11 protein-coding genes are annotated in these 9,609 nt (G+C 59.2%); 10 read left to right on the top strand and 1 reads right to left on the bottom strand.

All coding sequences use genetic code 11. The features are described from left to right. Positions 1–16: 16 nt before the first annotated feature. A complete protein-coding gene (locus BLV60_RS30700; RefSeq protein ID WP_093059089.1) occupies positions 17–775 on the top strand; it encodes an alpha/beta fold hydrolase in 759 nt (252 codons plus the stop codon). 20 nt (positions 776–795) lie between these two features. On the opposite strand, the gene BLV60_RS30705 is transcribed toward BLV60_RS30700, so the two are convergent. Further along, positions 796–1,833, bottom strand: a complete 1,038-nt coding sequence (locus BLV60_RS30705) for an RNA methyltransferase (protein WP_093059090.1) — start codon at positions 1,831–1,833, stop codon at positions 796–798. Between the two features lie 497 nt (positions 1,834–2,330). Between BLV60_RS30705 and BLV60_RS30710 the strand changes: the two genes are divergently transcribed. The 9 genes from BLV60_RS30710 to BLV60_RS30750 all read left to right on the top strand — a co-directional run bounded on the left by BLV60_RS30710 (position 2,331) and on the right by BLV60_RS30750 (position 9,491). After that, on the top strand, positions 2,331–2,606 hold the full coding sequence (locus BLV60_RS30710; RefSeq protein ID WP_093059091.1) for a hypothetical protein: 276 nt from the start codon (positions 2,331–2,333) through the stop codon (positions 2,604–2,606). Between the two features lie 68 nt (positions 2,607–2,674). Beyond that, a complete protein-coding gene (locus tag BLV60_RS30715) occupies positions 2,675–3,445 on the top strand; it encodes a GDSL-type esterase/lipase family protein (protein ID WP_093059092.1) in 771 nt (256 codons plus the stop codon). A 215-nt stretch (positions 3,446–3,660) separates the two neighbouring features. Continuing rightward, the gene (locus BLV60_RS30720) at positions 3,661–4,464 is read left to right on the top strand and encodes a hypothetical protein (RefSeq protein ID WP_093059093.1); all 804 of its coding nucleotides are present in this window, start codon (positions 3,661–3,663) and stop codon (positions 4,462–4,464) included. Further along, positions 4,461–4,844 (top strand): hypothetical protein, encoded by a 384-nt coding sequence (locus BLV60_RS30725; RefSeq protein WP_093059094.1) that lies wholly within the window; start codon positions 4,461–4,463, stop codon positions 4,842–4,844. Before BLV60_RS30720 ends, BLV60_RS30725 begins: the two co-directional genes overlap by 4 nt. A 583-nt stretch (positions 4,845–5,427) precedes the next feature. After that, positions 5,428–7,515: a DUF2779 domain-containing protein gene (locus tag BLV60_RS30730; protein ID WP_093059095.1), complete on the top strand. Its 2,088-nt coding sequence runs from the start codon at positions 5,428–5,430 to the stop codon at positions 7,513–7,515. Between the two features lie 10 nt (positions 7,516–7,525). After that, complete coding sequence (locus BLV60_RS30735) at positions 7,526–8,596, top strand: helix-turn-helix transcriptional regulator (protein WP_093059096.1); 1,071 nt, start codon at positions 7,526–7,528, stop codon at positions 8,594–8,596. Between the two features lie 71 nt (positions 8,597–8,667). Further along, positions 8,668–8,946 carry a hypothetical protein gene (locus tag BLV60_RS30740; RefSeq protein ID WP_093059097.1) on the top strand — a complete coding sequence of 93 codons (279 nt, stop codon included), beginning with the start codon at positions 8,668–8,670 and terminating at the stop codon, positions 8,944–8,946. Positions 8,947–8,958: 12 nt separating this feature from the next. Next, entirely contained in the window at positions 8,959–9,138 is a 180-nt protein-coding gene (locus BLV60_RS30745) for a hypothetical protein (protein ID WP_093059098.1), read from the top strand. 68 nt (positions 9,139–9,206) lie between these two features. Continuing rightward, positions 9,207–9,491, top strand: a complete 285-nt coding sequence (locus BLV60_RS30750; RefSeq protein ID WP_093059099.1) for a DUF3892 domain-containing protein — start codon at positions 9,207–9,209, stop codon at positions 9,489–9,491. Positions 9,492–9,609: the final 118 nt, after the last annotated feature.

The raw sequence follows: 9,609 nt of genomic DNA on the forward strand, positions 1-9,609 counted from the left end.
GAAGGAGACAGCCAACATGTACACCGAACAAGGCGGCGAAGGCCCAGACCTCCTCCTCATGCTGCACGGCATGGGCGCGACAGGCGCCGTGTGGTCGCCCATGTGCGCAGAGGCCGGCGCTCGCTGGCCCGGCCGCTGGCTCGCTCTTGACCTGCCCGGCCACGGCCAATCTGATCGGCAAGACTCCTATGCCATCGGCCAATACGCAGCAAGCGTTGGACGCGCATTGCTGCCGCACATCCACCCAGAGGGTCGCCTCGTCGTTCTCGGGCACTCGCTCGGCGGAGTGATAGGCCTCGCCCTGGCAACGGGTTGGTTCGGCGTTACACCGCACCGCGTCTTCGCAGCCGGCATCAAGATCGCATGGAGCGACGAAGAACTCCGCCGCATGGAGACGCTGGCATCCCAGCCTGCCAAGAGCTTCCCCACGGAAGCAGAAGCGTGGGACAGATACCTGAAGGTCTCCGGCCTCGCCGGAATCACCAACGCGGCATCAACCGTCGTCACGCGAGGCATCGCGCATAACGACAACAACGACGGCTGGCGCCTCGCAATGGACCCCAGAGCCAACGCCGTAGGCAAGCCACCGCTGTCCGAGCTGATGACCCTTGCGCGCTGCCCCATCCATCTGGCCCGCGGAGGCAACGACGCGCTTGTAACGATGGAGCAAACCCGTTCCCTCGACCCCGATGCCCGCGACCTCGGCCCGCATGGCCACAACGTGATGGTCGAGGCGCCCGGGCAGGTCTGGGGTTGGGTGGACTCACTCGCCTGAGCTGAGGGAGCAGGCCGCCTTCAACGAGAGTCTTCAGGCCTTCGATGAAGCGTTACCTGCACTTCGGCTGCGCGCGCCCTCAGCTGACCGCACCCGCCATCCACATCCTGCCCGGCTGAATTGCGCAGCTTCGTCAGAATGCCCCGCTGATGCAGCGTGCGCGCAATCTCTTCGCAACGCTCCCATGATGGGCGGCTGAACGCCACGCCATCCACCGCGTTGAACGGAATCATGTTCAGCACGCCGTATTTGCCGGAGAGCAGCTTCACGATGCCGTCGATTTCATCCTGCCCGTCGTTCACGCCTTCAAGCAGCGTCCACTGGTATTGAATGGGGTAGCCGGTGGCCCGCGCATAGCGCTCGCCTGCATCGACCACTTCTTCGGGCGTCAGGTTCGGTGCGCGCGGAAGGAGCTTCTTGCGCAACTCGGCCTTGGTCGTGTGCAGCGAGAGTGCCAGCGCAGGCCTTACGCGTTGCTGCAGCAGCCTCTCGAACGCGCGCGGGTCGCCCACGGTGGAGAACACGATGTTCTTGTGGCCGATGTTGCCCACCGTGCCGAGCAGGTCGATGGCCTCCATCACGTTGTCCAGGTTGTGGGCCGGCTCGCCCATGCCCATGAACACCACCTTGCGCACCGGCCGGCGCATGCGCGCGAGAGCGACCTGGGCAATGATCTCTGCGCTTCCTACCTGGCGCAGCAAGCCGTCGCGGCCCGTCATGCAGAACTGGCACCCCACGGCGCACCCGACCTGCGAAGACACGCACAGGCCATCGCGAGGCAGCAACACGCTCTCTACCGTCTGGCCGTCCGCGAGGGCCACGAGCAGCCGCTCCGAGCCATCGGCGCCGGGGTGCACCGCGTGGATGCGCGCCAGCCCCGCAAGCTCGGCCTCGATGGCGGGCAGGGCCTCCAGCAGCGACGACGGAAAGAAGGTGCCCGGCAGACGCCTGCCGCTGTTGCGGGACAGCGCATGCGACCACAGCCGCAAGATGCGCTGCTCGTGGCTGGGGCCCGCGCCGGCTTCGCGGAGTCGTTGTTTCAGTTCGTGGATTCGCATGCACTGCCGCCTGGGGCAAATGGACTCTTGCGCACGTCAGCAGCCCAGCCGTGCTGGCGCCTGAAGGTGCAGAGTGATGGTCGACATGCCGCAGATTGTGCCCGGCACGAAAAGCACGCTGCCTTTGCGCCGTGCCGATCCGCTTTGGCGAGTGACAGCCGCCTGACTGTCAGAGCTTTGTGTCTCGCCGCAGCGCCCCGGCAGATATCTCTTCGATTCGAGAAATCCTCGACGAAATCTTTTCCCTTGCGCGGCTTCGCTTCTCTACAGTGAATGCCCCATCGACAAGTCGCCCCTCCCTGTGGGCGACGAACGCCGCAAAAGGAACACCCCTCAAGACGACCGATTGAATGAATGAACCGCCTTGCCTCACGGCGGGTTGCCGATGCACTCGTGCATTGGTGCGAACGTTAGGCACAAATGGCGACGGCCAGGGTGCGTGAACACCCTGGCCGTCTGACCACATGACGTGCATTACCTGAAGGAGAGCACACCACATGGCTGAGCGAATTATGGCCGGGCGTTCTACGCCCCAATCTTCCCGTCGCCGCACACGCGGCCCGTCGAAACCCGCCGCAAGGACAAGCGACGAAGCAAGGGCACTCCTCGAAATCAAACTGGCGCAGCTGAACTCGCTGCTGTGGTGTTGCTACGGCGACGGCAACGGGTGGTTCGAGGAAGCAGGGGAGATGCATCGGGACCGCATGCTCTGGATCGCTGCGGATCTGGCGCGGGAGGCGGAGATGTTGTTGCAGGAGCGTGGGCTGGGGTAGGGCATCCCACAAAAGCGGGATGCCCTAGAACTTTCCTCTGCGCTAACGTGGCGCCGAGGAGGGTTCCCATGCCGATCCCGAACTTGTTCTATGGGCATCAAGATGCCCTGATGCGCGGTGCGTCTCCGACAACGCTCGCCGTGGGCGACTCTTGGTTCTGGTACCCGTTCGACAACCTGCTCGGCGAGATCGCGACGCGCCGCGTTTTGCAGTCGATAGTCGTGGCAGGCTACAACGGCTCAGAGGCTTCGGAGTGGCAGGGCAAGTACGCCGGGTCGATCAAGGCCACCTTCGATTTCTATGCACGCGGCCCCCTCGTCAAGGCTCTCTTGCTTAGCGGTGGCGGAAACGACATCGTGGGGCAGAAGAATTTTCCGAAGCTGATCAAGGCCAATTGCTCGGCCTGTCAGTCGGTTCCGTCCTGCTACGCGGATGGGCAGCCTTCGACAGCACTGGAAAAGATCATCGGCCACTACCGACGGCTGATCAAACTCTTCAGAACCTATAACCCAACTGCCGTCGTCGTGCTCCACAACTATGACAACGCGTACGCAACTGGTGAAGGTGTTTTTGGTCCGGCAGATTGGCTCAAGGTGCCGATGGAGAAATGCCAGGTCCCGGCTTCCTTGCGCAAAGACCTCTTCGAGGATCTTGTAGCTGCCTTTGGTAAAGCACAGGACGCGTTGGCGGCAGAGCCTGGCTTGGGAAAGATCGTTGCGCTGAAGACGACGGGTACGTTGGCGGAGGATCAATGGGCCAATGAATTGCATCCGACGCCTGAGGGGTTTCGACGGCTCGCGGAGTTGAAGTTTTTGCCGGCGCTGGATGCCGTGTGGTAACTGCCGAGGGTACAGAGCGGCCGTCTTAAGCTAGGTTGCATTCACGACGATTCATCACCCAAACCACCGCGGAGGCCTGTATGACGATTCGAGGCTACTTGGCTTGGACACCGGTTCTCCTTCTGCTGATGTGCGGCCAAGCTCATGCTTGGCCCCCTGCTGAAGAGCCTTGCCTAAGCCACGCCGGCGGCGGTGACATCGGGAAAGGAGTCTGTGTGCAAGCACAGAACTTCGAGGCGACCTTCTTTTCCGACTCTGTGGGGGCAAAGGGATCCAAGGATGAGCGCCTAAGCTATCGCGTGTGCAATCTTTCTGGCCCGGAGCTGTACTTCGTTTGGAAAGGAGCTGGCTTCTGGAGCGGTGCGTTGAACACACCGAAGGCTGGTGGCTGCTTCTTCTACAGTCGGCCGCCCGTTGGAGCTATTGGCAAGCCGGACTTGCGCGAGGCTCTTGTGACGCGTGAACTGACCAGTAAAAAGATATCCACCGTCATTGACGAGGGAAGCTGGACGCGCAAGGTATTCGACTGGGTTACGGCTGCGGGGTATTCGCTTCCTGAGGGAACGCCGAGCGAGCCACAGCGCCGCGTGGTCATCAGCTCCTACCGTGGGCAGGTTGGCGAGACGGTTCAGTTTCGAGTTGACTTTCCGTCCAGCATGATCACCTGCATCGGACTGCCAGAGGGCGCGCTGCGGAGGAACGAGGAAGACACGCTGAAGGGACTTAAGGCGCAAGGCGTCTCCGAGGCCCGTATCCTTTCAAGCCCAGATGAGATCGCCAAGGCTTGCCTTGGAAGCGTGCGTGGCACCAAGTCGGAGAGCCTGATCAAAACGCAATTCAACTCGATGCGCGTGTTAGTACTCGAAACCAAAAAGGCAAGCAGCGACGGCCTCTCGGTTAAGTTTTCTCTTCCGTCCAAGACGGAGAAGATCAAAGACATGCCCGTCATGGTCTTCAGCCCCAGTGACAAGGTGGTCTGGTACGTGTTCACTTTCCCCACTGTGGCGAGCGGAGAATGAAGAAGCTCTTGATGGAATACGGTGGCGCGATTCTGGCCGCCATCCTGACAGTGCCGGCGTCGAAACTGCTGGTGCCCGATCCAGCGTTCGGCTATTCCATCCTGGTGGGATCCACGATTGGTGCACTGGTCGGCAAGTTCCTTCACACATTCCTTGGAAGAAAGCGCATCACGCGGGCAACCACTGTTGTCTCACTGATCGCCTGGCTCGTTTTGGTTGTCCTCTTCTGGGCCGTTTATGCATTCGGATGGAGGGGAGGGGCGTTCCCGGCGACCAGCAACTACCTGCTGCTCACTCAGATTGCCGTTGGGGCCATGGCGATGCTGGTTGCGGGCGCTGCTGCCTTGGTGGGGGCCGAGGCTGGCGCGCGCGCATCATAGAGTGCCGGTCATGCCGGGAATTTGTTAGTAAGCGTCAAGCACGACTCGCTTGGGCGCTTACCCTGCTCGCTCTGCCCTAATTTTCCCGCCACCGCACACGCGGCTCGTCGAAACCCGCCACGCGGACAAGCGACGAAGCAAGGGCACTCCTGGAAATCGAACTGGCGCAGCTGGACTCGCTGCTGTGGTGTTTGCTGCGGCGATGGCAACGGGTGGTTCGAGGAAGCAGGGGAGATGTACCGGGACCGCATGCTCTGGATTGCTGCGGGCTTGGCGCGGGAGGCAGAGATGTTGTTGCAGGAGAGTGGGCTGGGGTAGGGCATCCCACAAAGGCGGGATGTCCTAGAACTTTTCTCTGCGCTAATGTCGCGCAGAGGAGGGTTCCTATGCCGATCCCAAACTTGTTGTGCTATGAGCACCAAGATGCCCCTGTGCGCGGCGCTTCTTCAGTTGCATTGGCCGTGGGCAGCTTTTGGTACAGGTCCCCCTTCGACAACCTGCTCGGCGAGATTGCAGTGCATCTGCAACTTTACAGACACTTCTGCGCGTCGGCTTAGCAGTTACGAGATTTGGAGGAACTCCGATGACCGGTCCACTGACAAAATCGCGCTTCAAGCTAGCGCTCGATTGCCCTACGAAGCTGCACTACGCCAAAGTCACGAATGGATACCGCAACAAGAATGACGGCAATGAATTCCTGGCGGCCCTAGCAGACGGTGGCCATCAGGTCGGCGCCCTAGCGAAGTTCCGATATCACCCGGACCCGTATGGTGCTCAGATTACGGTGGACACCCTCGACAAAGAAGAATCCATCCGGCAGACCAACGTGCGTCTGCAGCAACCTGGCCGGGTTGTCATTGCAGAAGCCGCTGTCGCCTACGAGACATACTTTGTTCGAGTGGACATCCTTGTGCGAGATGGCAACCGGATAGAGCTTATTGAGGTGAAGTCAAAGAGTTGCAAGAATGCTGATGTCCAGCAGCGTTTTTCGACTCCAGAGTGGCGCCCTTACATATATGACGTAGCCTTCCAAACATTGGTCGCGGAGCACGCTTTCCCAGGGTTCACCATTGTCCCGAAGCTGCTGCTAGTGAACCCAGAGGCTGAGTGCCTTGTGGACGGCCTGCATCAGTATTTTCGGATCGTCCCCGACGTGGCGAATCGAAGCGTTGCAGTGAACCTGTCCTCGCAATTCAGTCTCGAGGCCGTTGCTAACTTGAACATCTTGCGTGAGGAGGATGTCGGCGACGTCGTAGACAAGCTCAGGAGTGCACCACTGAGTGTCTTGGGCGTACCTGCCCCTCACAACCAGAGCTTGGAAGCATTCATGCGATGGGCCGCGGGTACTCAGGAATCTTCAGAAGCATTCTTTGGCGGCGTGTCTAAGATCTGTAAAAGCTGCGAATTCCGTGCCGGGCATGAGGACTCTGCGAGAAGTGGAGTTCACGAGTGCTGGCAGAAGGCCATTGCCACTGACCTGTTGGCAGGAAACGGAGATCCGATGGATCGCCGCAATCCTCTTTCGATTGATATATGGGGAGGCGCTGCTGGCTCAATCAGTATGGCTGCCAGGGTACTGGATGCCAAACGAGCATTCATCTTCGATGTGCAATCGGACGACGTTCGCCCAGCAAAAGTGAGCGCGACAGCGGGCATGAATGCCTTTGAGAGACGGATGGCACAGGTTGAGGCGTTCAGAGGCGGTCCTTCATTCGTCCTGAGTGAGGCGCGCTTGGAGGACATGGACGGCTGGGTCTGGCCGCTGCACATGATTGACTTCGAGACGTCGACAACTGCCTTACCTTTTTTCAAGGGAATGCGTCCATACGAGCCGCTTGCTTTCCAATTCAGCCATCACATCTTAGAGAGAGTTGACCGAGTCTCGGTAAAGGTACGACATGCAACTCAGTGGATAAGCGTTGACCCGGCGACCTATCCCAATGTGAGTTTTGTTCGTGCTCTTCGTCAGGCCTTGATGCCAGATGGGACGCTGCACGGCACAGTATTTAGGTATCACAACCACGAGAACACGATATTGCGCTCGCTTCGGCGCATCATTGCCGAGAGCCAAGAAGCTGATCGAAGCCAACTCCTGGACTTTATCGATCTCATCACTGAGCCAAGTGGTGCCGAAGCAAAGCAAGGCATCAAACCTGGTCTGAGGTCGATGATCGACCTCTACGCATTGGTGAAGGACGGTTACTACTCCAAGGTTGCAGGTGGCAGCATCTCTCTCAAGTACATCCTTCCAGCCATCCTGAACGATGCAAAGGGGATCGCAGCGCTATTTTCTCAGCCTGGTGTATTCGGCAGCGCTGCCATTACAAGTCATAACTTCAGCCCCGAGGACAAGCATGTCTGGTTGCAGTCCGCTCGCCAGAATGATCCGTATAAGACGCTGCCGCCCATTTTTGATGCCGGCCACGCAGCCCTCAATGACATGTTGATCCGCCTTGCCGGCGACGATGACGAAGCGACCATCAATCAAGGAGGCTTGGCAATGACGGCTTGGAACTTCACGCAGTTCTCCGAGTTAACAGATGCGGAGCGCACGGCCATCCGGGACGCCCTCTTCCGATATTGTGAGTTGGACACGCTTGCCATGGTCATGCTTGTCATGGGCTTGTTCGAGTTGCGCGGACGACCCCTGCAGCTTGCGTTGGCGAACTGACGGGACCGAAATGCCGGCCGTGCTCAGAAAATCGGCGGAGCCCAAGCCCGGCACCTCGGGCAGTTCATCGACGCCAGCCAAAAAGGCTCGTACGGTAAAAGTTGGACTCGACCGCTTAGACAAGATCGTGCGCTTGGCCCGTCGCAAGAATGGTGTCACGATGAGTGATTTGAAGCACGAGCTTGAAGTATCGGTCGCCTCTGTAAAGAGAGACATCGAGTTTCTGAGAGACCGTATGCGGTGCCCGATTGAGTGGGATCACCATAAGCAGCGTTATTTCGTTCAAGAGTCACCGGACGGTGACCGATTTGAATTGCCCGGCCTCTGGTTCGATGCATCCGAGGTGTTCGCGCTTCTAATGATGCTGGATCTGGTCGAGGGAATTCAGCCTGGCCTCTTGGAGGATCACCTAACCCCCATGAAGAATCGCTTGCGCTCAATTCTCACAGCTGGCGGCAAGTCCGCCAAGCAGATAGAGCGCAAGGTCAAGCTGATTCACTTTGCGCCCAGAAAGGTTCAACCGAAGCACTTCACGGTTGTCGCAACTGCGCTTCTGGAAGGCAATCGGCTGGCTCTGCACTATCTGCGCCGAGATAAGGAAGAGCGTACGGAGCGCACCATCTCCCCCCTTCAACTTGTTCATTACAGAGATAACTGGGTCTTGGACGCTTGGTGTCACATGCGCGGTGAGTTGCGCTCATTTGCCTTGGAAGCAATCGAAAACATCAGCGTGGTCTACGAGCCAGCCATCAAAGTCAGTCGTGAAGAAATGCGGGAGCATTTCCAGAGCGGCTACGGGATCTTCGCTGGTAAGGCGATGCATCGAGCGGTGATGAAGTTCACCCCCAAGCGCGCTAGGTGGGTGGCCTTGGAGACTTGGCACCCGGACCAAACCGACCGGCGCTTGGAGGATGGAAGCTACATCCTGGAAGTACCGTATTCCAACGACGAGGAACTCGTCATGGACCTTATGCGGTATGGATCAGACGTAGAAGTTCTCGCTCCGCCGGAACTCCGCAAATGTGTCCACGATGCTTTGTGCGCTGCAGCACAACTGTACGCTCCAGAGGCCGCAAGGTAGCTCAGTATTTGAGCCACCACCCCCTCAACAATACGCTCCACGCTCGGACGAAGCCGGGTAAGGAGTGCATCATGAGGATCAATTTCGCCCACCTGCGGGAACGTGCCCAAAACGGTGGTTGGATCAACTTCTGTATCTTTGACGCCAAGTCAACCTCCGGGAGCAAGTCGGACAATTCGGCCCTGCTCGCCCAGCTTACGGCTCGGGCCCGAGCGTCGGACCTGCGCGTAGACCAGGCGGCCCTCGCTTTCACATCAGGCGGTCGGCTGCAGTTTTTCGGCAGTCCTCCCTTGGTCGATTTCCTGTCCCGCAGCGGATTGCCGAGCTGGACTCACCACATCGAAGTCTGAAAGGACACTAGCATGGCTAAGAACGCCCCCATCGGTGACAACGCCCGTCGCGGCGCGGTGCGCGACCGCTCGCAGGTCTTCAACCCTCAGAACCAGACTTGGACCAAGCGCGACGCCGACGACGGCCGCTTCATGGACCAGAAGAAGGATGGAGACCCCTTCAAAGGTGTCCGCAAGGAACCTCGAAAGTGAACGCAGCAGCGCACCGATTCACCGCTGCGAAGTCCTCCCCTCTGATTGGAAAACTTTAGGAGAACGTTATGACCGACGTCCAAGTCACCTGCATCGTCAAGCCGAACCCGCAAAGCCCGCATGAGCACATCACACACCTAGGTAATCCAGCCGGGCGGTGGATGTGGACGCGCGAGCAGGTCATCGCCAGCATCGAGGACAAGAGCAACACCTTCTTCGTGTGGGCCCCGGAGAGCAATAAGCGCGCTGATATCGGCGTCGTCCGGGAGGCGGGAAAGCTGCCATACCTTCGTACATACGCAGACGGCCAGTGGAACAACAACTTGCTCTCCCTTAATCAGTGCCCCATCTGAAGATCTTCTACTGCTTCTACGGAGTAAGCGACCGGTCATGTCATCTTGACGCGGATACCGCGTCAAACACCATTGATCTCGTCGATGGCTTGCCCGTCGTCGTAGAACTGGGCGATGG

The sequence above is a fragment of the Variovorax sp. YR634 genome (genome assembly GCF_900106655.1).
In the GTDB taxonomy this organism is placed as follows: Bacteria; Pseudomonadota; Gammaproteobacteria; order Burkholderiales; family Burkholderiaceae_C; genus Variovorax.